Source organism: Leuconostoc sp. XM4, assembly GCF_055698815.1.
Genome location: NZ_CP134507.1, coordinates 825755 through 851083, shown reverse-complemented (window position 1 = coordinate 851083; position 25329 = coordinate 825755). Strand labels below are relative to the sequence as shown.

27 protein-coding genes are annotated in these 25329 nt (G+C 37.3%); 1 reads left to right on the top strand and 26 read right to left on the bottom strand.

From position 1 onward, the window contains the following. Positions 1 to 142: 142 nt before the first annotated feature. The 20 genes from RHP64_RS04295 to RHP64_RS04200 form a co-directional block, all read right to left on the bottom strand. Positions 143 to 1162, bottom strand: a complete 1020-nt coding sequence (locus RHP64_RS04295; RefSeq protein WP_025268014.1) for a polysaccharide pyruvyl transferase family protein — start codon at positions 1160 to 1162, stop codon at positions 143 to 145. A 22-nt stretch (positions 1163 to 1184) separates the two neighbouring features. Beyond that, positions 1185 to 2558, bottom strand: coding sequence for a sugar porter family MFS transporter (locus RHP64_RS04290; protein ID WP_011679635.1), 1374 nt, complete (start codon positions 2556 to 2558; stop codon positions 1185 to 1187). A 53-nt stretch (positions 2559 to 2611) separates the two neighbouring features. Then, the gene (locus tag RHP64_RS04285; protein ID WP_025268013.1) at positions 2612 to 3454 is read right to left on the bottom strand and encodes an aldo/keto reductase; all 843 of its coding nucleotides are present in this window, start codon (positions 3452 to 3454) and stop codon (positions 2612 to 2614) included. Between the two features lie 96 nt (positions 3455 to 3550). After that, a complete protein-coding gene (locus RHP64_RS04280) occupies positions 3551 to 3694 on the bottom strand; it encodes a hypothetical protein (protein WP_004909504.1) in 144 nt (47 codons plus the stop codon). Between the two features lie 72 nt (positions 3695 to 3766). Next, entirely contained in the window at positions 3767 to 4015 is a 249-nt protein-coding gene (locus tag RHP64_RS04275; RefSeq protein WP_010280269.1) for a GlsB/YeaQ/YmgE family stress response membrane protein, read from the bottom strand. 114 nt (positions 4016 to 4129) lie between these two features. Next, entirely contained in the window at positions 4130 to 4774 is a 645-nt protein-coding gene (locus RHP64_RS04270) for a DUF1345 domain-containing protein (protein WP_011679633.1), read from the bottom strand. 91 nt (positions 4775 to 4865) lie between these two features. Further along, positions 4866 to 5393, bottom strand: a complete 528-nt coding sequence (locus RHP64_RS04265) for an Asp23/Gls24 family envelope stress response protein (protein ID WP_014324609.1) — start codon at positions 5391 to 5393, stop codon at positions 4866 to 4868. Between the two features lie 27 nt (positions 5394 to 5420). Further along, complete coding sequence (locus RHP64_RS04260) at positions 5421 to 5621, bottom strand: DUF2273 domain-containing protein (protein WP_002827661.1); 201 nt, start codon at positions 5619 to 5621, stop codon at positions 5421 to 5423. A gap of 17 nt (positions 5622 to 5638) precedes the next feature. Beyond that, the gene (amaP, locus tag RHP64_RS04255; protein WP_004909522.1) at positions 5639 to 6193 is read right to left on the bottom strand and encodes an alkaline shock response membrane anchor protein AmaP; all 555 of its coding nucleotides are present in this window, start codon (positions 6191 to 6193) and stop codon (positions 5639 to 5641) included. A 24-nt stretch (positions 6194 to 6217) separates the two neighbouring features. After that, a complete protein-coding gene (locus tag RHP64_RS04250) occupies positions 6218 to 6463 on the bottom strand; it encodes a GlsB/YeaQ/YmgE family stress response membrane protein (protein WP_011679630.1) in 246 nt (81 codons plus the stop codon). Positions 6464 to 6659: 196 nt separating this feature from the next. Then, positions 6660 to 6794, bottom strand: a complete 135-nt coding sequence (locus tag RHP64_RS04245; RefSeq protein WP_014324607.1) for a hypothetical protein — start codon at positions 6792 to 6794, stop codon at positions 6660 to 6662. A 34-nt stretch (positions 6795 to 6828) separates the two neighbouring features. Then, positions 6829 to 7011 carry a hypothetical protein gene (locus tag RHP64_RS04240; RefSeq protein ID WP_014324606.1) on the bottom strand — a complete coding sequence of 61 codons (183 nt, stop codon included), beginning with the start codon at positions 7009 to 7011 and terminating at the stop codon, positions 6829 to 6831. A gap of 13 nt (positions 7012 to 7024) precedes the next feature. Further along, positions 7025 to 7894, bottom strand: coding sequence for an SDR family oxidoreductase (locus tag RHP64_RS04235; protein WP_002827666.1), 870 nt, complete (start codon positions 7892 to 7894; stop codon positions 7025 to 7027). Between the two features lie 221 nt (positions 7895 to 8115). Further along, positions 8116 to 8820: an L-ribulose-5-phosphate 4-epimerase gene (locus RHP64_RS04230; RefSeq protein ID WP_025268010.1), complete on the bottom strand. Its 705-nt coding sequence runs from the start codon at positions 8818 to 8820 to the stop codon at positions 8116 to 8118. A 5-nt stretch (positions 8821 to 8825) separates the two neighbouring features. Beyond that, the gene (locus tag RHP64_RS04225) at positions 8826 to 10445 is read right to left on the bottom strand and encodes a xylulokinase (protein ID WP_025268009.1); all 1620 of its coding nucleotides are present in this window, start codon (positions 10443 to 10445) and stop codon (positions 8826 to 8828) included. A gap of 98 nt (positions 10446 to 10543) precedes the next feature. Then, positions 10544 to 11923 carry a sugar porter family MFS transporter gene (locus RHP64_RS04220; RefSeq protein WP_025268008.1) on the bottom strand — a complete coding sequence of 460 codons (1380 nt, stop codon included), beginning with the start codon at positions 11921 to 11923 and terminating at the stop codon, positions 10544 to 10546. Between the two features lie 11 nt (positions 11924 to 11934). Then, a complete protein-coding gene (araA, locus tag RHP64_RS04215) occupies positions 11935 to 13359 on the bottom strand; it encodes an L-arabinose isomerase (RefSeq protein WP_014324600.1) in 1425 nt (474 codons plus the stop codon). 230 nt (positions 13360 to 13589) lie between these two features. Continuing rightward, complete coding sequence (locus RHP64_RS04210) at positions 13590 to 14669, bottom strand: GntR family transcriptional regulator (RefSeq protein ID WP_011679622.1); 1080 nt, start codon at positions 14667 to 14669, stop codon at positions 13590 to 13592. Positions 14670 to 14806: 137 nt separating this feature from the next. Further along, complete coding sequence (locus RHP64_RS04205) at positions 14807 to 16243, bottom strand: alpha/beta hydrolase family protein (RefSeq protein ID WP_061514815.1); 1437 nt, start codon at positions 16241 to 16243, stop codon at positions 14807 to 14809. Between the two features lie 348 nt (positions 16244 to 16591). Then, the gene (locus RHP64_RS04200; protein WP_025268006.1) at positions 16592 to 17383 is read right to left on the bottom strand and encodes a CPBP family intramembrane glutamic endopeptidase; all 792 of its coding nucleotides are present in this window, start codon (positions 17381 to 17383) and stop codon (positions 16592 to 16594) included. Positions 17384 to 17531: 148 nt separating this feature from the next. Between RHP64_RS04200 and RHP64_RS04195 the strand changes: the two genes are divergently transcribed. After that, positions 17532 to 17909: a MerR family transcriptional regulator gene (locus tag RHP64_RS04195; protein WP_014324596.1), complete on the top strand. Its 378-nt coding sequence runs from the start codon at positions 17532 to 17534 to the stop codon at positions 17907 to 17909. 36 nt (positions 17910 to 17945) lie between these two features. Here the strand turns inward: RHP64_RS04195 and RHP64_RS04190 are convergent, their stop codons facing one another. The 6 genes from RHP64_RS04190 to RHP64_RS04165 all read right to left on the bottom strand — a co-directional run bounded on the left by RHP64_RS04190 (position 17946) and on the right by RHP64_RS04165 (position 25305). Further along, entirely contained in the window at positions 17946 to 18275 is a 330-nt protein-coding gene (locus tag RHP64_RS04190; protein WP_014324595.1) for an AzlD domain-containing protein, read from the bottom strand. A 1-nt stretch (position 18276) separates the two neighbouring features. After that, positions 18277 to 19005 (bottom strand): AzlC family ABC transporter permease, encoded by a 729-nt coding sequence (locus RHP64_RS04185; RefSeq protein WP_061514814.1) that lies wholly within the window; start codon positions 19003 to 19005, stop codon positions 18277 to 18279. 166 nt (positions 19006 to 19171) lie between these two features. Further along, positions 19172 to 20830: a glycoside hydrolase family 43 protein gene (locus RHP64_RS04180; RefSeq protein ID WP_025268005.1), complete on the bottom strand. Its 1659-nt coding sequence runs from the start codon at positions 20828 to 20830 to the stop codon at positions 19172 to 19174. Between the two features lie 36 nt (positions 20831 to 20866). After that, complete coding sequence (locus tag RHP64_RS04175) at positions 20867 to 22015, bottom strand: glycoside hydrolase family 5 protein (protein ID WP_060461349.1); 1149 nt, start codon at positions 22013 to 22015, stop codon at positions 20867 to 20869. A 15-nt stretch (positions 22016 to 22030) separates the two neighbouring features. Then, positions 22031 to 23281, bottom strand: a complete 1251-nt coding sequence (locus tag RHP64_RS04170; protein WP_025268004.1) for an MFS transporter — start codon at positions 23279 to 23281, stop codon at positions 22031 to 22033. A gap of 2 nt (positions 23282 to 23283) precedes the next feature. Beyond that, on the bottom strand, positions 23284 to 25305 hold the full coding sequence (locus RHP64_RS04165; protein WP_025268003.1) for a beta-galactosidase: 2022 nt from the start codon (positions 25303 to 25305) through the stop codon (positions 23284 to 23286). Positions 25306 to 25329 lie beyond the last annotated feature (24 nt).

The window sequence follows — 25329 nt, the reverse complement described above, 5'->3', positions numbered from 1 at the left end:
TTCTATTTAAGAATAAAAAATATATTTATATCAGAATTATACCACTTATTGGTAGCGCTTACACTTGAGGATTTTCTCACCCTCACTTACCTAACTGCAAATAAAAAACCTAGCCCCAAAAAGTACTAAGTTCTTAAAATTATTATTTAGATATATTTTCTTCAATAATGTCATGGAGTTGTTGGAAGTCTTTTTTCACATTATAATCATGACGGTCCTGATTCATCAGTTCCTTTAAACTACTTTCAATTCGATCGATATCGGTTTCATCTGTGTAATCAATCCAATTCACATGCTCTAACCAATCAAAGTACGCGTGCTTCCCTTTTCCATAACTATTTCCAAAAAGCAAGCATGGTGTCCCAGTGAGGACAGAGAAAACCATAGCATGCCAACGGTCTGTGATAATAATTTCTTGGTGTGAAAACAACTCCAGCTGTTGCTCAAACAAGGTGTCACGTGTGATCGGCGTAATCTCTTTTGGTTCATCTAATACGGTATCAACACGTTCCACTGGTCTGTCCCCACCGAGTATTTCTTTTATTTTATCAATGGTGGTTTGTTTGACAACCTTCTCTGAATCATGACGCAAAACAAACAAAGCCCCATTACGTTCAAATTTCCAGTCCACCGAATTCATGTATAATACCATGTCCGGCGTGAAAATAACTTTATTGTCAAAAGTCGTAAGCATACGATGAAAGCTTTGTGCGTCGCGAGCTACAAGAACAAGATTTGGGTTCTTGCTATAGGCTTCCTGACTTTTTCTTTTTTCAATCTCACCATCCTCATTATCCTCAAAATGAATTGATTGGGGAAATGAGATCGTAAGGTTGTCAACAAATGTCGAAAATACTTTACGCCTTGCCTCTTCGTGGTTGTGATACAAATTACCCATATTGCCACCACCAGTAAACGCAATAACATCATCTTTACGCAAATTCTCTTGGACAACAGGTATCGCCTCATCACCGTCTTCCTCAATAATTTCAATATACTGATAATTTGGAAATTCGTTCTCAATATATTTTCTTTCAGCCAATGATACTGCCTGATCACCCATATTTGTATAACGTGGTACACCAAACATATAAAATTTTGGACGATCATTTTGTGGAATTTCATGAACGACTTCTGTCGTATCAATGTAAAAATTAGCCATTAACTACACTCCTTTTTGGAGGCTATGATAGACTAGCTGTATCATAAGCCTTTGCCATTTTTTTACTATTGACAAACAGACTTGCTAACACAATACTTAATCCATTTGACATAGCAAAAACGAAAAATACCAATGCTGTTCCAAGAATAGCAACTAACTGGGGATAGATTAAACTAATGACGAAGTTGGTTATCCAAGTTGTTGCTGTAGCCACGGACATAAATTGCGCCTTAACCTTTCCAGGAAACATTTCGGCTAACAAGAGCCATGTAACAGGACTTACAATACCTTGATGATTAGCCAAAAACAACGTTAAACTGACAAGCACCAAAGCATTAGTTATTCCTTGAGAAAAAACACTAGATTTCATAATAGTTCCAAGTAGCGCCATAAAAACAACGTTACCAATCAGACCAATAATCAACATGCGATGATGATTGGCATGTTCTATCATTCGAGTACCAAATATACTAGCAATAACAGAAACGACACCAATTAACACATTGGCGTACAAGGAGCCACTTTCACCCATACCAACTTTTTCAAGTAAAATTGTACCGTAATACATCACGGTGTTTACACCTGAGATTTGCTGAATCAGAGCAATCACAATTCCTGTCACTAACAAATAAAACAATTTTTTGTTTTTTAATGCTATTGACCAATTAAATTCATTATCGTTTTGCTCACTAGATTGATCACTTTGAGATTTGATAAGCTGGTTAGTATTTTTAAATCCCAATCGACGAAATATTTTTCGAGCTCGGTTAAAACGATGCTTTAAAAGTAACCATTGCGGACTACCGCTGATACGAAACGAGTTTACCCACAGAATAATTGATGGAACCGCACCAGAAATCACCATAACACGCCAAATTGGACCCCAATGGCCCCAGATGTTGCCTAATATTGCATTTACAATGAAAGCACATAACTGACCAAGTACAATAAAAATAGCGTTTTTGTTGACATTGGCGCTTCTTAAATTTTCCGGTGAAATTTCTGCTAAATACATTGGTGACAAACTTGATGCAGCACCAACTGCTAAACCTAATACAAATCGAAAAAGTGACATAAGCCAAAAGTTCATGGCAACAGCGCAAAGCACCGTAGCTATTGTAAATACGATTGCAATGATTCGTAGCGTTTTACGGCGACCAATTTTATCAGCAACTCGACCACATCCCAGTGCCCCAAAACAAGCACCAATAACCAATGAACTGGACACAACGCCTTGTAAGGTCGGTGTCAAATTCAGTTGGTCCGGACGGCTCATGAATGCCAGTGCACCGTTAATCACACCAGTATCATAGCCAAATAGAAATCCGCCTAATGATATAACGTAAACACAGTAATGCAGAAAATTCAGCTTAACTTTTTTTGATTTAGTTTTCATACTTTTCAATATTCCTTTGTAAAAATTTTAAAAGTGAGAAAACCATAAATCACTTAAACAAATTCTTCGTATTCTTTTGGATCTTGGTCATCCACACGCCCATCTTTACGTTCCAAATCAGATATTTGGCTAACCTCAGTCTCTGTCAGTGTGAAATCAAAGATATCTAAGTTACGTCGCTGATGCTGAGGAGTGGTAGCTTTAGCAACTGGTAAAATACCACGTTGTATATGCCATCTCAAAATAATTTGACCCGCATTTTTATCATATTTTTCGGCTAGTTTTAAAATTAACGGTTCTGTTAATTCGCTACTGCCTCGACCTAATGGGCTCCAAGCCTCAGTTACGATACCATACTCTTGATTAGTAGACACCAATGATTCCTGCGGCCAATATGGATGAATTTCATTTTGGTTAACAGCCGGTGTGACCCCCGTTGCTGAAATAATCTTATCCAGATGTTCCTTTTCAAAGTTGGACACACCAATTGAACGAACTAGTCCACGCCTTTGTGCCTCAATTAATGCTTGCCAAGCCTCCACATAATTGTCTCGTTTAGGAAGTGGCCAATGAATCAAATAAAGATCCAAATAGTCTAATCCTAAACGAAGCAATGATTCTTCAATGATTTTCAGAGCATCGTCGAAATGATGATATTTACCAGGAAGTTTTGTTGTTACATAAAATTGCGAGCGTGGGATACCTGAACGACGAATAGCTTCTCCAACCGCACCTTCACTGTCATAATTTGTAGACGTATCAAGCAATCGGTAACCGATTTGTATAGCATTTAAAATCTGGTCAACGCCTTGATAACCTCGAATCTGAAAGGTTCCCAAGCCAATTTTTGGTAACTGATGCCCATCATTTAGTTCATATAACTCATTCAAACTCATTAAAAATGTCTCCTATTCTACTGCAAAAGGGTTTATAAAAAAGCCTAACTTGTTAACTAACAAATTTAAGCTTTAGTGGCAATACTAATGTAATCCTTAATCAGCTTTTTTATAATCAGCGTTTTTTGGATCATGTTCATAAAGATTAGTATTTTCGGCAGTTGACTCAGGATCAATCTTTTCCTTTTGATCCTTAACCTGCTCTTCTTTATTTTGGTCTTTATTTTTGTTTTCTGTCATGATAAGTTTCTCCTATACCTACTTTCTGTGTAAAACAGTTAATTATAGTTTTACGCAGTGAGTTTTTATAAATTACTTATTTGTGCGACTAGTAATCCAAGATACGATTAAGACTAATACAACTGCACCAATAATTGAAGGAATAAGTGCCATTCCTGCTAAGCTTGGTCCCCATGATCCAAGAAGGCTTTCACCTAACCAAGACCCAATTAAACCAGCAATGATGTTACTAATCCATCCCATAGCTGCACCGCGGCTTGTAATTGCTCCTGCAATAGCACCGATAACTGCACCTACGATAAGTGTCCAAATTAATCCCATAATGATATCTCTCCTTCTGGTTCTCTATCAGAACCTAAGTCCAGATTACCACTGTCATATTTTTTCCGCAAATATTTAGCTTGCACTTTTATCACGTTTGATTCTAAAAAGGGCTTAGTGACTACTAATCAAACTGGCTATAAAATTAATCATAGTGGCAATGAGGAGTGTACTAAAGGCAAAAGAAATGAGTGAGTGCCCTAATGCAACTTTTCGAAAACGGGTTGTAGAAAAATTTGTATCCGAAACTTGGTAAGTCATACCAATGGTATAGGCTAAATACAAAAAATCCCAGAAATTAGGAAGACCCTTTGCATTAAATGACACACCACCATTATTTTGGTAATAAATTTCCGTGTAATGAATAGCGTACAATAATTGAATCAAATTCCAAGAAGAAAAAACACTAAAAATACAAAATACAATTTCCAGGCGACTGCCTTTGCTGATAGTTAATAACAAAATCACAATAAACACACTCACTGCACTTGAAAAGACAACAAACGCATCAATCAGTGGATATCGAATACCTTCTTTGAGAATTACTTTCTTCGTGTGCCGGCCTTGATCCATCGGATAAAAAGAGTAAATTACTAAACAAAAAAGTACGAATATAGCGCAGTCCCATCCTGTTAGGAGAATGTATTCCCAAGACGCAGTCAAAGAAGTTAGCAAAGCTACTAAGGTACCACTAGTCAAGGCAAGCAAGAAAACATTCCCGTGTTTATGCAAAAATTTTTGAATTTTTATTCGCTTCATAGCTTACATCAACCTAGTTCTAATATAAAAAGCACAACGTTTAGACCGCTGTGCTGAGACTTGCTACTGCAACTTCAAACCGCTTTTACGTTTACTTGACACGATTATCGTCATCGTTCACTGCTTGAGAAGTTGTTTTTTTCACGGCATCAACGCCATCTGAAGTTTTTTCTTTGATTGTGCTACCAGCGTCTGTTACGCGATCCTGTAGGCTTGTTTGTGATTCATCAAATTCTTTTTGTGTTTGAATATCAACTACTTCAACATTTAACTCAACTAGCGTCAAACTTGTTGTTTCTCGCACCTGTTTTGTGATTACTTCTGTTAGTTGCTGATAAATATCATGTGCGTTGTGTCCATATTCCATGATAATATCTAAATCTACCGCAACTTGTTCTTTTCCGACCTCGACACCAATGCCATCAGTGGGGTTATCCGTATTCACAATTTTATTTTTAATGTTTGCGACAAAACCACCATCAACACCTAGCAATCCTGTCACGTTTTCAATTGCATAGCCCACTACTTTTTGAATCACTTTGTCATCAAATGTTAATTCACCTTTAGGTTGACGATTCTCTGTTGCAGTATTTTGTGTAGTTGTTTTTTCTGTAGACATAATTAAATCCTTTCTATATCTAAATAATTAATTTTTACGTGTAAATATTTTAGAGACAATTGATAAATCGACATTATAAGCTTCGAGCAAGTAGCCAATCCAACCTGCTAGTAAGGTGACAACTATAATCAAAATCGTCTTCCAAAATCCTACAGTTACCAATAGAGTTGACAGAATGAAACCCGCAAGACCACCAACCCAAATATTAATTGATTTTTTGTCTTTCATTATATCCGCACTCCTTTTTAAATCACACGTGTGACTTTACGCTTTGAGTTTGATTTCTGATTTACTTTAATATCAACTTTAATGGGAATTCGATTTATGCCAGCGAGTAAATCATTCAAGCTTTTCGTTAAATCGTATGAAATACGAGGTAATTCTTCGACTGTCGCCTGTTTATAAACTGAATCAGCAACAATATAAAATTTTCGTTGACGACGAGTATTTTTCAATCTCACTTTAATATTTGATAAATCTTCACCTGAGAGCTTTGTCTGAATAAACTGGTTGATACCATGATTACTCAACGCAAGCCGTCCCTCTTTGGTTTGCTTCAAAGGAATATCTGGTAATTCTACCGGCCATATCAATATGAGTAAAAACACAAGCACGGTCAGTGCCAGCAGTACAAGACCATAGTAATAAATGAAAAGGTCGCTCTTAAAGTCTAAATGTATATTAAACTCTGCTAAAAATTTGAACACTTCATCAATTATTTTTGGCCATATCAACAAGCAAAGCCCAACCAAATATCCGAGGCTGAAAATACTCAGAACAATTTTTTGACTTTTCTTCATATCATACCTCTCTATTACCTTATGCTACTGTTTTGCTCTCATACCAAGCACCATTGACACGACTAGTACAAGAATCACAGCACCAATTATCGAAGGAATGATTGCCATTCCCGCCAAGCTAGGTCCCCATTGACCCAACAAAGCCTGGCCAATAGCCGATCCGATTAGACCAGCAATAATATTGCTAATCCACCCCATTGACTCACCACGATTTGTGATAGCACCTGCAATGGCACCAATAATGGCACCTACAATTAATGACCAAATCATAATCTTTCCTCCATTCTCTTCTCTATGAATTATGATATCCAATTCACTAGCCTAAATATAACACTAACGGAAAGCGTTTACAAAAATAACGCTTACCCCCTTTACAAAACAATGAAATTATGAGTTGTTTTGTAAAGATTAAAAAAACAACAGCTCCTCATCAATAAGTTGCTATCGTTATTATCTGTTTAATGATTTAATTATGGATTTCCTCTTCCAAACGGTCCCCAGCTTTGTCGATGCCTTTAGCTGCAAATATGGTCCCTCCAACTGCTATACCGCCTAGAATTAATGTAGATGCCAACAATACCTTAAGTACAGTTTTGAACATAGTTTTCCTCCTTTATGCCTAAAATGAAAATTTGTTAATCTTCTTTTGTTTTCTTCCAATTTCTGACAAAATAATAGAAACTGAACAATAATTGAGACAACGCCAAAAGCATTGACAGTTTATCCCAAAAGCCAAATTTTTTATTCTTTTTATCCATCTTTTCTCCACTTTCTTCGTTGATCCAACCAAATTTCTGATTAGTATCTACGAAATTCAAAGGAGCTCATGATTTACTTTAAGCCACCAGTAACATTGATTGACTCACCTGTTACATAGCTAGATTCATTTGATGCTAGGAAAACATAAGCGCCTGCTAATTCTGCCGGTTGACCAGCTCTACCGATGGGTGTCGATTGGCCAAATGTTGGAATGTTCTCCGGTAACTGTCCACCAACAATCTGCAAAGGTGTCCAAATGGGACCAGGTGCCACACTATTCACGCGAATCCCTCGATTAGCCAATTGTTTAGCCAAACTCATCGTCATATTCTTGATAGCAGCTTTTGTACCTGCATAATCCACGAGAAATGACGATGGTTGCTCTGCCTGAATAGAATTCGTTGTTATGATACTGCTGCCAGGTTGCATATGTGGTAAAGCCGCTTTAACAAGCCAAATGAGACTAAAAACATTTGTTGCATAAGTGTCGGTTATTTGTTGTGTCGACAAATTAGCTATATCAACTTCCGCTTGTTGTTTGCCAGCTACTAACGTCAAAATACTTAAATCACCAAAAAATGAAACTGCTTCATCAATCAACTTTTGGCTGAATGCTTCATTCTTTAAATCACCTGGAACTAGCTTGATTTTACGACCCAATGATTCAATAATGCCCTTAACTTCTTGTGCATCTGGTTCTTCTTCAGGAAGATAATTTAACACAATATCAGCACCTTCATGCGCATACGCTATCGCCACAGATCTGCCGATTCCTGAGTCACCACCGGTTATCAGTGCTTTCTTATGTTTCAGGCGGTCATGCCCAACGTAACTTGCTGCACCATCATCTGGTGTTGGCGACATCTTGCTTTGTAATCCTGGTTCAGGTTGACTCTGTTTTGGAAAATTCTGCTTTGCATATTCTCCATTTATGTTTGTCATATAATTCCTCCCTTTTTCATACAATACTCAGCACAATCTTGACACGCACTAATAACGTGTATATTGTTTAACAAACACTTTGTTTGTTATGCCTACTATATCATTAGTAGAGAGCGGTTACAAAAATTTTGCCTATAGTTTTTAGAAGGGTAATTGCATTAAAAGAGCTCTTAAAAAAGGACTCTTTTTTATTAACTTTAACTATCTTAATAAATTATATTTCAATGAGTATTTTGTCCGTAATATGCGTTTACACCGTGTTTTCTATAGTAATGACGGTCTAACAAATATTGTGGTACGTGAATATCTTGCGAAGGATTAAGGCTCATAGTATGATAATCAATTTCAGCTACAACATCCAAAACTATAGCATTATGAACCGCATCCATAGCATCTTTCCCCCATGTAAATGGTCCATGATCATTCGTCAAAACACCCGGAACTGCCGTGGGATCAATATCTTCACTTTCAAACGCGCGTACAATTGATTTCCCAGTATTTAGTTCGTACTCACTATCTACTTCATTTTTAGTCAAACGCCGAGCGACTGGAACATCCCCATAAAATGTGTCCGCATGGGTTGTTCCAGCAGCAGGAACTGGTATTCCTGCTTGAGCAAAGGCAACAGCCCATTTTGAATGGGTGTGAACGATTCCACCCAAATCAGTCCAATGTCGGTACAAAAATGCATGGGTTGGGGTATCTGTAGAAGGATTCAAATTTCCTTCCACAACATGCCCATCTAAACTAACAACCACCATGTCTTCAGGATTGAGGTCATTATAATCAACACCACTAGGCTTAATTACAAAAACCCCTTTCTCGCGATCAACTTGGGAAACATTTCCCCAAGTTAAGGTCACTAAATTATTAGCTGGCAAAGCCATGTTAGCTTCGTAAACTTCTTTTTTCAAATCTTCTAACATAACGTTTACTCCTTCTCTTTTTTTGATGGCAATGTTTTAATCGCTGTCAATTCAATATCTAGCCCTGCGACATATCGCTCCATAAACTGTTCAAATCCTTGAACATCTTCAGGTTCGGGAGATAAGGTTTCGTATTTTTCATTGATAAACACATTATTATCCAAAAAATCATCCAAAGTTTGAGTTGTTTTTTTATTTATCGTGTACAAAGACAACACGGCCATTCCCCATGGGCCACCTTCACCTGCTGTTTTCATTACGGTAATATCGGTATTTAGTGCTGCGGCTAATAATTTTTGTGCCACAATGGGCGTTTTGAAGACACCTCCTTGCGCCACGATATTGTCTGTCAAAACTTTTTCGTCAGATAGAATACGCATACCGATTTTAATAGCACCAAATGCTGTGAAAAAATGAAATCTCATCAAATTACCAATAGTGAATTCAGAATCTGGTTGTCGCACTAATAATGGCCGTCCTTCTGGGACCGCGGTAATATTCTCACCAGAATAATAACCGTAACCAGACAGACCACCAGCATCTGGTTCTGCTTCCGTCAATGCGGTATTAAAAAGTGCTTGGTATAATTCACTGGTAGAAATATTACTGCCAATCATCTTAGAAAATTGCGAAAATAGTTTGACCCACGCACTCAAATCAGATGCTGAGTTATTGGCATGAACCATTGCTACTGGCGAGCCGGTAGGCGTTGTAACTATATCAATATTTGTATAAACGTGCTGTAAACTTTTTTCTAGTACAATCATAGAAAAAATTGATGTACCTACTGAAATATTTCCAGAACGTTTTTTAACACTGTTAGTTGACACCATACCCGTTCCTGCATCTCCTTCCGGAGGTGCAATAGTTGCTCCTGCTGATAAATTGCCACTAGGGTCAAGTAACCTCGCCCCTTTCTCTGTTAAGTACCCACCAACCTCACCAGCTGTTAATGGCTTTGGTAGTAAGTCTTGAATGTGCCAATTATATTGTTGGACAGACTTCAAAGAATCAAACTGGCTCAGCATGCGCTGACTGTAGCTCCCAGTTTTCTCATCAATTGGGAACATTCCAGAAGCGTCCCCGATACCTATAACTTTTTGATCAGTTAATTGCCAATGAACGTAGCCTGCCAAGGTTGTTAAAAATTCAATGTTTTTGACATGGGTCTCTTGGTTCAAAATAGCTTGATAAAGATGGGCAACACTCCAACGTTGTGGAATATTAAATTCAAATAATTTTGTCAATTCTAGCGATGCCTCTTCAGTGATGGCATTACGCCATGTACGAAAAGGAACCAATAATTCATTGTTTTTATCAAATGCTAGATAACCATGCATCATCGCTGAAAATCCCATGGTTTTGATTTTTTTTATCTCAACATTGTAATCGACAAATACTTTCTTTCTAAGATTGCTATAAGCTGTTTGCAATCCCAGCCAAATATCATCTATCGCATATGTCCACAGCCCATCTTGCAAACTGTTATCCCATTCATAGCTACCTGAAGCAATTGTTTTGAAATCTTCAGTTGTTAAGATTGCCTTTACCGTCGTCGAACCAAATTCAACACCAAGTGCAACTTCACCATTTTTAATCGCTTGTTTTATTTTTTCGTCTGCCATAAATATGCTCTCCTTTATGGAAAAACGCCAACCAGTACAAGATGCCCGCTCTGCGATTTCCCTATTTCAACTGAACCAGTTTATCTATCGAATACTCTTTAATGGTTTGTTCCTTGCGCTTCTATTTCTTCAAGCGTTCTGCCATGAGTTTCGGGTACGGCAAACTTAATAAATAAGACGGCGATGATTGAAATTACACCAAAGATAGCAAATACCGTTGCTTGCGGCATGGCAGCCGTCATGATAGGAAATAATAACCCTACAGCAAAGGAACCAAGCCAATTAAATGACGATGCCAATCCACTAGCACGACCGCGAATTGCTAACGGAAATACCTCACCAACTAATACCCAGGTGAGTGGTGCCCAAGTGAATGAATAGAAAGCAACAAATACTGACAGAAATACCACTATCAGCATAGGTGGAAACTTGTCTGCACCCACCAATGCATTGAGTGCTGATGGCATTAAGAATGACAATGCCATTACGGTTCCACCGACCATCAGTAGCGTACGCCGTTTGAACTTGTCTGCTATTACCATATACAACAACGCGCCTAGGACAAGTATCACACCTTGTACGATTGGCCATAGTAATGCGCTTGACGCAGCTTGTCCACTTGCTTTTTCAACAATCAACGGAATGTAGTAAAATATTGCGTTGGCACCCATAAACTGTTGGAAAGCTGCCACACCAATACCCGCGGTGACTAAATATCGATACTTACTGGAAAATAATGTACTTAAAGTAATATTTTTTTGCGCACCGGACTCAATTGCTACAGTATTTTGTATGTCTTCTAGCTCTGGATCCACTTCACTGGCAGTACGAATATAAGTTAACACTTGTCGTGCTTCGGCTAATTTGTGCGTTTTCACTAAAAATCGTGGTGACTCAGGTAAACGAAGAACACCAAAGAAAAGTATGATTGCCGGCACAGCTGCTAATCCAAGCATTAATCGCCAAGCAATCGTATGCGGCAAGCCTTGTAGCAAATAGTCAACGATATATGATAAAAGCATTCCAGAAACAATCATCAGCTGATTCAACCCAGATAACCGACCTCTATTTTTGGCAGGTGCCATTTCGGACATATATGAAGGTACTAATGCCGAAGCTGCACCAACTGCTAAGCCCAAGAGGAAGCGAGCAATTAGTAACCACACCACCCCATTATTTGGAGAAACACCAGCCATAATTGCACCAACTGCAAAGATAAATGATGAAGCCAGTATCATTCGACGACGACCTAATCTATCTGACAGTTGTCCAGCTAATGCTCCGCCAAGAATTGCTCCTAACATAAGGGTTGAAGTGATCCAACCGATAGTCCCTGCATCTGTTAGATGCCAGTCTTTTTGTAAAAATGGTAAAGCGCCAGTCATAACGCCAATATCGTAACCAAATAAAATGCCGCCAAATGCACCAAAGAAATATATAAATGAACTGGCGATTCTTTTTGTAGATCCATTTTCCATGATTATGCCCTTTACTTAATATCTACATATGTGACACCGAATAAGTTGGCCAAATCTGTCAGCTGTTCAGAATCAACAGAGAAACTCAATGTTGTGTGATGTCCGCCACCTACTGTTAACCAACCTTCTGCACCCGCTTTCAAACCAGCCTTTGGTGTCCATAATTGCTTAGCAACTGGTAGATATGGTGTTTCAGCTTCTGGTTTATTTCCTGTGACATCATAGCTAATTAGCTTAAACTCATCACCAAAATCAGAAATTGTCACATCAACAGCATCACCAGTACGTCCACTAAAGACCAAACGAGCGGGATCTTCTTTACCACCAATTCCAAGAGGATGCACCTCAACACGTGGTTTATCTGATGCTATCGTTGGATCCACTTCGAGCATATGTGATCCGAGAATTGCTTCGTGACCTTGTCTCAAATCCAAAGTGTAGTCTTCCATAAATGCTGTCGCTTGATTATGTGACACAATTTTTAACAAACGTGTTAAGGCTGCCGTCTTCCAGTCCCCTTCACCGGCAAATCCAAATCCATCTGCCATCAAAAGCTGTGCTGCCAAACCAGGCAATTGTTCAAGGCCAACTAAGTCTTCAAAATTAGTGGTGAAAGCCGAATAACCTTTATCAGTCAAAAATCTCTTGATACCAAGGTATTCGCGTAATTGATATTTCACATTATGTTCATATTTTTCAGAATCATTTTGCCCAGCAACAAAGTCATACTTATCTTGAAGTTCGGTATATAGATTATCAATATCAGCATCATCAATTGCGTTAACATACGTCACTAAGTCGCCAACACCCCAATAGTCAACCGTCCAGCCAAATTTAATTTGCGCTTCGATTTTGTCACCATCAGTTACCGCAACATTACGCATCTTATCAGCAAAAGTAACTACTTTAATTTTGAAACTTTCTTCGTAAGCAACCGCAACATCCATCCACTTGCCGATTTGTACTTGAACGGCTTCATCAGCCCAGTGTCCAAAGACAATTTTATTATTCAATCGAAGCCTAGCATTGATAAATGCATATTCACGGTCACCATGTGCTGACTGATTTAAGTTCATATAATCAAAATCAATTGAATCGTATGGAATATTGTTCAACATTTGGGTTGCCAAATGGAGCAATGGTTTGTTGAGCAATTGCGTGCCACGAATCCAGTTTTTAGCTGGTGAAAATGTATGTGCCCATGTGATAACACCAGCAACAGAGTCATCATAATTTGCTTCTTTCATTGCTTCAGTAATGTTTTCAGCTGTCACACCAACAGTTTTAAATTCAATTGGATAAGGTAAATTACCTGATTCATTTAACTTTTCAATAATTTTTTTTGAATCTTCTTCAACTTGTTTCAGTACTTCAGGACCGTACAGAAATTGAGATCCTGTCACAAACCAAAACTTGTAATCTTTTATATCAGCCATTTTTCATCCTCTGTATTTGTACTTGTAGCGACATTAGTTATTTTGAAGCGACTCGGAATCAAACAATACTATCTAGAATAATCATTTTTTGGAAACGCTTACAAACAAACTATAAAACATTTGTCCGTATAAGTCAAATAAATATATTTTTATACGATAACTTATTTTTAAAAACACAAAAAAGCTAACTAGAAGATAGATTCTAGTTAGCTTTGTTTTAGCCGTTTAATTTAACTAATATCACTTACTGATTCTCTTTCAATCAATTGAGAATGATAGACAATCGACTCGACCTTGTGATGTTTGATTTTCTGTAACAGCAACCTTGCCGCATCTTGTCCCATTTTCTCTTTAGCATGTGACACCGTTGTCAACCTAGGAGACAAATATTGTGATAATTGGAAATCATCAAAACCAATCACGGAGATATCTTGTGGTACTTTAAGCCCCACCTCATGAATCAAATCGACAATGCGTATCGCTAATTGATCATTATACGCGATGACGGCTGTGGGCCTCTGATCTGGATTTTTCACCAACAATTCACGCATATTTTGAAGTGCTTCATTCACTTCATCAGATTTATACATGATCGAGGAACTCTCTGGTAAGATATTCGGATGGTTCTGATACGACTGAAGAAAGCCATTCAAACGATGAATACCTTGAACATCAGAAACTTGAAATACACCTGTGATTCTTTTATGTCCGCGTTTAATCAAATATTCCGTTACCTGATAGATTGCATTTTTATCATCACTGACCAACGTGGTACCTTCAAAATTATTGTATGATGCATTAATGAAAACCATCGGAATATTTAGTTGCGCAATTTTTTGATACAAATCAATATTAGGTGTATCGATGGCGCTTTGGGTTGGTTCAATGATTAATCCACCCAAATTTTGGCTCATCAAATTTGTTAATGCTGTGCGTTCACGTTTTGGGTCGTTATGGGTGTTAGCCAAAATAAGCGAAAATCCATTTTCAGATAGCACTTGATCAGCACCATCAATAATTGCTGGAAAAATATAAGATGCCACATGAGTAGATAAGATACCAATTACTTTGGGAATTTCCTCATATTTTTTTGCAGCCGACCAATCAGCCACAAACGAGCCGCCACCTTGCACACGATAAACATACTTTTCATTTTCTAAATCAGAAATAGCACGTCGTACGGTATAACGGCTGACAGAAAATGCTGTCATCATTTCGCTCTCTGTTGGCAGCTGTTGATTTTTATCGTATTCTCCGCTCAATATTTTTTCTAAAATGTCTTTTTTAACAATTTCATATTTATTTGCCATATTTAATAAAAATGCGCCGAAATGTTTCTGGCACTGCTAGTCCTTTTATATGATCGTTTTAATCTTATTCTTTGCAATGTAGCAATTGTATAAAATTAATCATACATTGAGTTTATCATACTGTTGTCATGCATAGCTTATTTTTTCGAATTTGTGTATTGTTTATTGAAAATCACTTCAGGGTATTTATTAGATTTCTTAGTCAAGAGCTTTTCTTTATCGCCTTTCAAATAGTGGTCAAAGAAATCACTAACATACGTTCTTGTAATATCAACAGTATGGTATGGTGTCAGCCCTCTTGCAAAAAGAAGCGGTGAAATGTAAGAAATTTCCGTAAAACTTTGATGGTAAAATTTATCTACCGTCAAAAAGTATGTATCATTAATACTCTTCTTCATGACAGAATTCAAATCAGGTTTAAATTCTTTATACGTCACTTGCTCTTTAACAGAAGCATGAGGCTTTAAGCTTTTGGCCGTATTACCTGACATAATGTACATAAATGGTTGTGAAACACCTTTAGTTGCTACCGTACCCCAGAACCCCCCTTCCAGACTCACACCAGCTTTAATACGGTTATCTTGTGCTAACGCTTCAGCTGTCGTTGCACCACCGAAGGAATGACCAAACATACCAATTTTATTCATATTTAACTTTCCAGTAAATCTAGAATTCGACTGATTCCATGCAGACAGTTTATCAATTACAAAAGTAACATCTTTAGATCGAACCGCCACACTTTTGACATTATAGTTATAGAGCCCTTTAGAAGTATTGTATTTTGGATCTGCTTGGTAATAGGCAGTTTTACCATTTGATAATGTTACTTTAGCCGATGTATACGGATGATCCATACCAACAACGATGTATCCGCGACTGACAAGCTCTTCAATCGCTGACATGCTTTGATATCTAGTTGAACGTATCCCCGGTGAAAACAAAACGACTGGATAATTCTTTTTATCATTAGAGATACTAGCATTCTTTACAACGTGCGTTTTAACTAATGATAAGTGACTAAATAATTGTTTCGGTAAATTAAATACCAAGCTCATTGCTTCGCCTAAACTACTTGGATAGGATTCTTTTTGTTTTGATGTCATTGCTTTTTTATTTGTCGGATACCAGACACTAACAGCCACATTTCGCTTATCAGAGCTAGTTTTTGTGAATGTTTCCGATCGACTTGAATCAACCAAGATTCGAGTCTGTTCACCTATACCATATTTACCTGAGGGTTGTGGCATGGTGAAAACAGGTAAAATGATGCTCATGAATGTTGATATAGAAATTACCAAGATGCTTATAAATGTAAATAATCCTTTCAAAACAGCGTGTTTCCGGTGATTATTTTGGTGGTTTAGGCGATATAACATGTATCCCATAGATAAAAATGCTATTAAATATGTGCCTAACATTTGGATACGTACTTTATCGATAAATACATGCAGTCCGCCTATAACTAGCATGGTTGATAATAACCAGTAGTAAGTAGTTTTTTTCCAGTGCCCCCATACTGAAAATATTAGGCTTAACAAGGTTATTATTGTTAACAATATTTCTAAAATTCGCATATTTTTCTCCTTTTTACTTTCTAGAAATGCCAACTAACAATGTTATTATAAACTGTGAAGTAAACTTCAATGTCAAGTTCAAAATATTCTACCCTATCTGTTGACGCCACAAATATATGGCACCATTGTGCTCGTGAAACATTCATATGAGAAATAAATACATTGAACTATCCTTCTCACAAAAGCATAAAACACTGCTACAAAAGATTGCAGTCTAGAAAATCCATCAAAAAAAACCAGCTAATTGCTAGTTTTTTGTAAAAATGCTACGAAACAAATACCATTTTGCATGTCATGGACTGAAAGGACACTGATATGGGCGCAGCTTTATGAAAATATTTACTGCAATTAAACTTCCATTAGTAAATTTTGATTATCATTCACCGTTGCTTCTAATGATTTAATCAAAATCACACTGATAACAGTCAAAGGAAGAAACAATAATATGACTACTGACCAACTCATGTGTGTTGAAGTATTTTCGTATATGCCAAATTGTAAATCAAACAAAAAGTGTAAGATGGCACCAATGTGAATACTGTTTGTAATAATTTTTACCAGAGAAAAAAATAAACCAATACAAAAAGCATAGAAAACTTGCTGAGCAACGCCCTTAGTGGTATCTAATCCTAAATTGAATAGATGCAACAAACCGAATATGATACTAGTCACTATTGATGTAATGAGCAATTTGTTATTGTATTTTTTTAAAAACCGCTGAGTTAGATTGAATAAATATCCTCTCACAAGATATTCTTCTAAAAATCCGGCACCCAAAGCTATAGCTGTACAAGTGACAATAATTTCAGGTGAACTCTGGAACAAATGTAACATACTTTGAATATTTTCATTAATAATATATAGCAAAATAAAATAACCAAAGGCAAGTAGTGATGAATATTTTTGAAACGTAGACAGTTCAATGCGGTGTACGAATAATCGACCATGGTTTGAAATCGAATTGACAAGACGTGAAAATATGTAGATGCACACGATTAAAAGAAAAGTTATTATGATTAAATTTTTTAATGGGGCTTGATCTGGAGAATACGGTTCAATCAAGATACCAATAAAAAACGTTATGATAATTGCCATATTCTTTATGAGAAACATTATCGGCTTATATTTTTTTCGTACCATATTTAAAACATCCTTTGATTTTTTATTATCGTTGCAAACACGCTGCAATAACGTTATTATAAACGATGAAGTTAACTTCAATGTCAAGCTAAACTTGCTATTTTGTCATTGAAATAAAGTGGAACCAATTATTTTAGAGGAAAATGATATGAAACAACTAACTCGTGGCCAACTAGCAAAAATAACAGGTCTTAGTGCGGCGACAATTCGTTATTATGAACAATGCGGACTACTACCAAAACCAAAACGTTTAGCAAATGGTTATCGCATATATGATGAAACTTATTTACCAAAAATTAAGTTTATTCAAGATGCCAAATCGCTAGGTTACACTTTAAAAGAGATTCAAGAAAGCCTGAATATGCTTAGCAAACAAATGTCCCCAGACGATTTAAAAAAGCTTGTTGCAGATAAAATAACTCAAATCGAATCCAGAATTGATAATCTAATTGCCATGAAAAAATTATTGACATCTTTGTTAGAATTTTCAGATTCCGACATTTACAATTATTTGGGCACTTTTTAAGCAAAAAAAGATAACCATCGTATATGGCTATCTTTTTTAAAAATTAAAGTATCTCATCAAAGCCATTACTAGCACGCTCAATAAAACTACAGCCATCAGAGAACGCCTAAAATAACCAATAATTAAACCGGGCAACAATGCTACTAAAGCAGTAAAGTTCACTGTCGCCAGATGCCCGTACCCATGAACAACAAATATATTTTGAAACATAAGTGTTGTCATCATTGCTAACGGTAAATACCTTAAAAATGTCGTCATCCAATCTGGAAAATTAATATACTTAGCCATAAAAAAAGGTATTACTCTAGGAATAAGTGTCACAATAATACTACCTAGAAGGACGATATAAAATTTCGTATCACTCATATCACTTACCCTCACTTCTATTTACCAAAACGGCGTAAAAACTTCCCAAAACAGAGGCTATCAATACAGACACAACTGCGCTAAAGAAATACATAAGTATATATAACAAAGTCGTAGAAACAATTATAATTGACAGCACCTTAAACCTGCTTTCCTTCGGATTTTGGAACATAGAAATGCTTGTCAGCAACCAAAGTCCGGCAAACATTCCCGTTAAAGCAAAATCCAAGCCGAATGCTGCAGGATCAGTAATGTTTTTGCCAACTACTGCAAAAATAACACAAGCTAGCCACCACGTTGCCCACGAAGCAATATTTAAGCCATGCATCCACATCACTGATCTTTCCTTGCCAGCAGCAATATTCACAGATAGTATGCCAAATGATTCGTCAGTTACTAAACTACCCATAAGCAAACTAGATACTGTAGATTGCCGTGGAAAAACCTGTGTAACCGTTAATGATTGTAAAAACATGCGAAAGTTAACCAAAAAAACCATCATGACAATACTGCTAATAGAAGCATTGGCAGCCAGCATACTAACAACAATAAACTGTCCAGAACCAGCATAAAAAATCGCTGACAGCAAAAAGACTTGCCAAATAGTAAAGTGTTCTGAGCCAGCTATTGTTCCAAATGCTGCGCCAATACTAATATAACCTAGCATGGTTGGCAGGGAAGCCTTTACGCCACTCCAAAAATCATTCAATTGTTGTTGTGATAACGACATAGATTATTCTCAATTCCTAAAATTTTAGTCGATTGAAGCGATATAAATATCCTATCACATCTGTTTTTGAATGTTAAGAGGTTTATTAGCAAATAATTAGACAACACCTTATAAAAATTCCAACACACTTAGTATGTTGGAATTTATTATTAAAACAAATAATACATCAAAGACTCGTCACTTTATAGAACGAAAAGTCGCCGTAACCATCATGCTGATGTGCATCAGTGACCGCTATGAAGTTGAACAGCCCCGTGAAACCTCCAATTTCACCTTTTTCCCCATTAACCCCTTCATCAGATAAATAATTAACATCAACATTTTCTAGTAATATCAGCCATTCATCGTCGGTAGACATTCTATAAAACACTGTCGCTTCACCAAAATTATAGACAAATTTTATTTGAACGTGTCCATTTGAAATAGGCACCTTAACATACTGATAAATTTTTTTCTCACCCAACTTTGCTTGTGTTAAACCTAATGCTATCGCGTTTAATGATTCTGACCAGTATAAATTTGCATACAACCAATTATTAGCATCATAATATAGCCCTGCTCCAGCTGATTCAGAATAATGATCTGGATGAATTTCCACTTCAGTTTCTAGAGAATAAGTGAACGATGTAGCTCGTGTAGCTAAAATACTTGGATTCATTTGTGAGAAAAGTGACTCGCCGCCATAAATTCTTAAGTAATCTCTATTTCCTAAATGATTGACCCATGTTCTATTCTGAAAACGATACGGGGATAAAAATCGCTTGTCATAATGAGGCTCATTAAAGTACTCCGTAATATCTTCAGAATATTTTATTGTTGCTTCTTCTTGTTGTGGGCCATCGATATTTTCCTTAGCAAAATTTGTGCCGTCAGCCATTTGTAACCAACCGTCTGCCGTCCAATTTACTTTCTGGATACCAGTTTCTCGTCCTAATGGATTCAATGTCGTACCAGGTAATGGGCGTGACATCAAATGGGCAACGTACCACTCACCATTGGGTGTCTCCACCAAAGAACCGTGGCCCGACTTTTGTATATTAGAATTTGGATTATACATCTCAAATTGTCCAGCATCAGGATCTCCTAGGGAAAAAAGGTGTTCCGGTGAGGAAGTAATAATTGGTTCGCCACTAGGATGTGATTCATAAGGTCCAAATATGTCCTTTGATCGACCAATTTCGACACTATGGGCATACCCTGTCCCCCCAGCTGCAATCATAAGATAATAGTAACCGTTTCTTTTGTAAATTATTGGTGCTTCAGCAGCACCCCTTGAAGTAAATCCGGTAGTCACTCGATGCCACGAACCAACAATTTTCTGCTTTTCAAAGTTGAATTCAGCTATGACAATATGCCCTGGTGCTTGATAATTTGGCCTTGACTCCCATTCTAAGATAGCAATATATTTCTTGCCATCGTCGTCATGAAAAATAGATGGATCAAAGCCTATTGATGTGAGGTAAATTGGCTCTGACCAAGGGCCGTGAATACTTTCCGACCAAAGCGCATACGAATCGGCATTAAATTCTCGACCCGCCATGTTTAACATGTGCGAATAAGCAATCCAATAACGTTTTTTGTGTGCATCATAGGATAGATGTGGCGCCCAAATTCCTGCTGGTGTGTTTGTTCCCTTCAAAGAGATCTCTTCTTTTTTCAAAACATGATCAATTAATTGCCAATTTTTTAAGTCAGTTGATTCAAATAGCTGAATTGCAGGTGTCCAATGAAAGGTTGAAGTAGCAATATAATATTTATTTTCTACCCTAATGATGGATGGATCAGGTGCCATTCCAGGAATAATCGGGTTTTTTATTTTTAACATATGATCACTCTCTTTCAATTAATCGCCTCAGTATGTTTAAATCTTGGCCCATTTTTTGTTGACAGACCTTTCGAGTGACCAAGAATCCCAGCCGAACCACTCCTTATCATTAATTGTGTCAATATTAATTTTGTAACTCCAGAAAAAATAACCATCGACACGTTGCCACTGCTCAATTTGTAAGTTCCAAAGATCTTGATAAATACTCAGCGCACTATTTTGATCAATTTCTACTTCTTGATCAAATACCTTTTGAACAGGACTAACACCACCTTTGGTGTCTGAACCTGTGGCCAAAGAATTAAACAAAGTCCATTCACCCACCACTACTGGAACGAATTCTCTAACCTTAGCAATCGCATCCCCAATCTCATTCATGTATTGATGATACGAATCAAGTGTTAACTCGCCTGTCTTCATTTCAGCAATCATTAGGTATTGGTGGGTATCTAATACAACATTCTCAAATTCATTTTTCTTAAAAAAGTCCGCCCATTTTGAAATATCAAACCCATCATGAAACATAACCACCTTATCAAGCGGTAGTACTTCTCGTAATTTGATGTATGCTTGCTTATAAAATTCGTATAGAAACTTAAAGGTAATCGGTGCGTTTTCCAATGCCATCTCCGGATCACGAGGCTTATACCGATCAAGCATTGTTTGAAACATTTCGGCCGTTGCAGGTTCATTTAATACTTCAATACCATATAATCCAACTCTTTGCCCATAGCGTTCGGCCAAACGACGCAAAACTGAAATAGCAAAATCTACTTGGTCTGAGTGTTGTGCCCAGTTCTGAACGCCAGATATACCACCATTGTCAAAACCATTTTGACTCCCAGGAACTGTATGCAAATCAATTAAAATTTTAAGGTTATATGCTTCAGCCCAACTAAAGGCTTTATCAAGATAATCGATAGCACCAATAAATGGTGGCACATCACCAAAGATAAAATAAGGAACTGGAATACGTATCGTGTCAATTCCTAAACTAGCGATGTTTAAGAAATCAGCCTCCGTAATAAAATTAGCCCGGTGCATATTTATGCGTGTTCTGTATTCTGTTTCACTTAAGTCACGTGGCAAATAATACTCATCTTCTGCTTCCACACCATCAAATAATTGTGGCGCCATCCACTTTTCCAAAACAAGCCATCCACCTAAATTAACACCTTTAATCATTGTCTAAATTCTCCTTTACTTTGTCGACTTAATCATTTGGATAAATATCATAGCTAGTGCAGAAAAAACAACAGCTGTTGGAAATACCAAATTATATCCACCAAATCCAACTAAAATACTCGTAACAATTGGACCAACTGTCTGGCCTAATGTGGTTGCCATGTTTAAGATTCCTAAATCCTTACCCGATTCATTCTTGTTAGGCAAAACATCTATATTCAACGCTTGATCAACCGCACCATACACCGCATAACCTAGTCCTGAGAATCCTGCAAACAGAATCATTGAGAATGGTGACTTCATAATCCATGGTAACAAAAACCCAATTGACATGAGCAAGGTTGCAATATTTACTGGTAGCTTTCGGCGGCCAAATTTGTCTGACAAACTTCCTGAAACTAGTGAACCAACTAGTCCGACAACCATTGTCACGATTGACATGACCGAAATAGTCGCAGCAGCAGCTGTTTCACTTTGACCAATATAACTTAACAAAATATATAACTGATAATTCAAAATCATGTAGTATGAAAAAATTAATAATGACCTACCGGTAAAGGCTAACCAAAAATCACGGGCGCCTTTAAGCGGTGGACGAAATGAAGCTAATAATTCCTTAACGCCACCTGTAACTGATGGTAATGACTTTGCAGAACGCTCGTGTGGCCAAACGATAACTGTCGCAATACCTGCAATACCCATTAGGATACCGGCTGTAATAAATCCTGGGGTCTGTAACGTAATAAAGCGGGCACCAATCAAGGTTCCAAGCGACGTTCCAACGGTAGTACCAGCTGAATAAAAGGCTGATGTCGTTGCACGCAAGTTTTCAGGAACTCGATCTGACAGAGTCGCCATAGCTGGCGCAATCATCATATTTAAACCAATCATACTGATACAGTAACTAACACCGATCAACCAGACATTTTGAAACAGACCGATAGCAAACAAGGATACACCGCCGATAACACCACCTGCAACAATCCATGGTGTACGTTGGCCAAAGCGAGAACGCGTGCGATCTGATAAATTACCAACGATTAAGTTTGATAATAATGAGGTTATGGCGGTTGCTGCGTTTAAAACACCAAACACGGCTGTGGAACCTTCGGCTCCTACCACATTTCGCAAATGTTGTGGCAAAAGAACTGCAGCTATAATTGCCAATCCAGCCATCCACAACAATGAGAACAAGAAATAGGATATCGTGAATCGAAATCCATCTTTTTTGCCCAATTTAATTTGAGCATCTACTGTCTTATCCATTATCAGTTACTTCTTTCTATAATTTTTACATCCCAAGGTTGCAATGTCACTTGACTACCTTGAGCCATGTGTTCTTGTTTGATTAGCTCCATACCTGAGAAAGGCGTAGCAAGGCTTGTACTCGTATCCGAAAAATTGAACAGAAAATCAATGTTCGCGCCGTACTCATTTTTTGCTGATTTAACAATCACTGGAAAAGTTACATCATAATCAGATTGGGAAATTCCTGATTGATTGATAACATGCTTTACTAGAGCATTCGTAACAGACTGGCTTGGCCAAGCACCTAAATACCATGCCATACCATTACCATATTTGTTTTCTGTAATAGCACCAAATTTTTTCCAATGATTATTATATGAGGCTAAAATTGTTGCTCCGTCACTCTCGAGCAATTCAGCCCACTCACTGATGTGCAAATCAGTATCTTCAAATATGCCAGTTTGATCTTCTAATGTCTCACCGTTGGGGTCGACAAACATGTGATAATGCGCACCAATTGCTTCTCGAATAATTGCTGGTTGTATATCAGTCCGTACTTTGACATGTTCATCAGTCACACCGTCTTTAAACGTGAACAATACATTGCCACCGTCATGAATGTACTGATTTAACGCTTTCAAAAAGGTTTCGTCACTGACATATAACATTGGTACGACAACTAATGCGTAATCACTCAAATTAATTGTCTTTGGATTCAAAATATCGGTTCGGACATTTAATTTGTAAAATGTATCGTACAATCTTCGAAATACATCATTGTAGTTTACGTCTTTTCCAATCGCAAACTCTATCCAATCACTAGATGTTGCTGTGAGACTTTCGTTATCTACCACAAACGCTACGTCTGCTGCATGATTTAAGTTGACTAACTTATCAGACAAACGGTCAAAGTCATGTCCCACTTTTTGAGCCTCTTCATAAACTGGATTTGGTTCAAAATCATGACTCAGTAATCCTTTCCAATACGTCTCGAAAGAATTATGGATAGAATGCCAGTGCCAATATTCAATCATGTTCGCGCCATTGGCGATATGGTTAAAAGCAAGTTGATAAAGTTGTCCTGGATATGGTGTCCAGCTTTTAAATGCTTGTGCCTGCGTTTCTAGCACTAAATAATTTTGATGCTTAATTGAACGCGCAACATCGCCAGCAAAAGAATTTTCTATCCCTGTAAGCTGACTTTGTGAGGGATGATAGACGTCAATTCCCACAAAGTCTAACGGTTCAGCTGCTTCAAAATGATTGACATCTGGTTGAATGCCATACGAATAATCACGCCATTCAAAATCAAAATTGTGTGTTACAAATTGAAAATCTTTTTTATACTCATTGACCAAGTCAACTTGCCAACTTAAGTATTCCTTCACTAATGAACGTTGGTATTTTGCAAACTCACCTGCTAAACTGCCGTTAATTGTACCGTTTACATTCGGAAAGTCCTCCCACGTGTTAATACGATTCGACCAATAGTCAAGACCAAACTCTTTATTGAATGTATCAAGATCACCAGAAAATTTTTCTTTAATTTCTTCAACAAAGCCGGCCTGTACGTGACTTGCAGATGTGCCATAGTGCTTGGTTTCATTATCGACTTGATAGCCAATGATATTGTCGTAATCAACCGTTTCCTGCAACATATGACGAATGATTCGCTCAGAATAATATCGATAAATTGGACTGGTAATATCCATTATCTGCCTGGCACCGTAAGGTAGCCGGTTCCCATTATTTTCAACAAGCACCTCAGGAAACTTCCTAGCCAACCAAGTAGGAAATGCATACGTCGGCGTGCCCACAATAACCGATATCTTTGCATCCCTCATTTTATTTAGCGTATAAATCAGTTTGCTAAAATCAAATACACCATCTTGTGGTTCGTAGGTACTCCAAGTACTTTCTCCAATTCTGACGACATTAATTTTAGCTTCTTGCATCATTTTGATATCTTGATCAATACGATCGTAGGGCAAATACTCAAAATAATAGGCAACGCCAAACAATAATTCCTTATTTTTGTTCATACTGTTCCTTCCTTTGTGTTAGAA

What these genes read in the sequence shown, in the direction of transcription:
- RHP64_RS04235 (WP_002827666.1), bottom strand. Translation starts at nt 7,894, where the DNA reads ATGACAAACATAAATGGAGAATATGCAAAGCAGAATTTTCCAAAACAG.
- RHP64_RS04225 (WP_025268009.1), bottom strand. Translation starts at nt 10,445, where the DNA reads ATGGCAGACGAAAAAATAAAACAAGCGATTAAAAATGGTGAAGTTGCA.
- RHP64_RS04180 (WP_025268005.1), bottom strand. Translation starts at nt 20,830, where the DNA reads ATGTTAAAAATAAAAAACCCGATTATTCCTGGAATGGCACCTGATCCA.
- RHP64_RS04245 (WP_014324607.1), bottom strand. Translation starts at nt 6,794, where the DNA reads ATGTTCAAAACTGTACTTAAGGTATTGTTGGCATCTACATTAATTCTA.
- RHP64_RS04170 (WP_025268004.1), bottom strand. Translation starts at nt 23,281, where the DNA reads ATGGATAAGACAGTAGATGCTCAAATTAAATTGGGCAAAAAAGATGGA.
- RHP64_RS04270 (WP_011679633.1), bottom strand. Translation starts at nt 4,774, where the DNA reads ATGAAGCGAATAAAAATTCAAAAATTTTTGCATAAACACGGGAATGTT.
- RHP64_RS04185 (WP_061514814.1), bottom strand. Translation starts at nt 19,005, where the DNA reads ATGTCGTTATCACAACAACAATTGAATGATTTTTGGAGTGGCGTAAAG.
- RHP64_RS04175 (WP_060461349.1), bottom strand. Translation starts at nt 22,015, where the DNA reads ATGATTAAAGGTGTTAATTTAGGTGGATGGCTTGTTTTGGAAAAGTGG.
- RHP64_RS04165 (WP_025268003.1), bottom strand. Translation starts at nt 25,305, where the DNA reads ATGAACAAAAATAAGGAATTATTGTTTGGCGTTGCCTATTATTTTGAG.
- RHP64_RS04285 (WP_025268013.1), bottom strand. Translation starts at nt 3,454, where the DNA reads ATGAGTTTGAATGAGTTATATGAACTAAATGATGGGCATCAGTTACCA.
- RHP64_RS04295 (WP_025268014.1), bottom strand. Translation starts at nt 1,162, where the DNA reads ATGGCTAATTTTTACATTGATACGACAGAAGTCGTTCATGAAATTCCA.
- RHP64_RS04220 (WP_025268008.1), bottom strand. Translation starts at nt 11,923, where the DNA reads ATGGAAAATGGATCTACAAAAAGAATCGCCAGTTCATTTATATATTTC.
- RHP64_RS04200 (WP_025268006.1), bottom strand. Translation starts at nt 17,383, where the DNA reads ATGGTACGAAAAAAATATAAGCCGATAATGTTTCTCATAAAGAATATG.
- araA (WP_014324600.1), bottom strand. Translation starts at nt 13,359, where the DNA reads ATGGCTGATATAAAAGATTACAAGTTTTGGTTTGTGACAGGATCTCAA.
- RHP64_RS04190 (WP_014324595.1), bottom strand. Translation starts at nt 18,275, where the DNA reads ATGAGTGATACGAAATTTTATATCGTCCTTCTAGGTAGTATTATTGTG.
- RHP64_RS04290 (WP_011679635.1), bottom strand. Translation starts at nt 2,558, where the DNA reads ATGAAAACTAAATCAAAAAAAGTTAAGCTGAATTTTCTGCATTACTGT.
- RHP64_RS04260 (WP_002827661.1), bottom strand. Translation starts at nt 5,621, where the DNA reads ATGAAAGACAAAAAATCAATTAATATTTGGGTTGGTGGTCTTGCGGGT.
- RHP64_RS04275 (WP_010280269.1), bottom strand. Translation starts at nt 4,015, where the DNA reads ATGGGATTAATTTGGACACTTATCGTAGGTGCAGTTATCGGTGCTATT.
- RHP64_RS04195 (WP_014324596.1), top strand. Translation starts at nt 17,532, where the DNA reads ATGAAACAACTAACTCGTGGCCAACTAGCAAAAATAACAGGTCTTAGT.
- RHP64_RS04205 (WP_061514815.1), bottom strand. Translation starts at nt 16,243, where the DNA reads ATGCGAATTTTAGAAATATTGTTAACAATAATAACCTTGTTAAGCCTA.
- RHP64_RS04250 (WP_011679630.1), bottom strand. Translation starts at nt 6,463, where the DNA reads ATGATTTGGTCATTAATTGTAGGTGCCATTATTGGTGCCATTGCAGGT.
- RHP64_RS04210 (WP_011679622.1), bottom strand. Translation starts at nt 14,669, where the DNA reads ATGGCAAATAAATATGAAATTGTTAAAAAAGACATTTTAGAAAAAATA.
- amaP (WP_004909522.1), bottom strand. Translation starts at nt 6,193, where the DNA reads ATGAAGAAAAGTCAAAAAATTGTTCTGAGTATTTTCAGCCTCGGATAT.
- RHP64_RS04280 (WP_004909504.1), bottom strand. Translation starts at nt 3,694, where the DNA reads ATGACAGAAAACAAAAATAAAGACCAAAATAAAGAAGAGCAGGTTAAG.
- RHP64_RS04265 (WP_014324609.1), bottom strand. Translation starts at nt 5,393, where the DNA reads ATGTCTACAGAAAAAACAACTACACAAAATACTGCAACAGAGAATCGT.
- RHP64_RS04230 (WP_025268010.1), bottom strand. Translation starts at nt 8,820, where the DNA reads ATGTTAGAAGATTTGAAAAAAGAAGTTTACGAAGCTAACATGGCTTTG.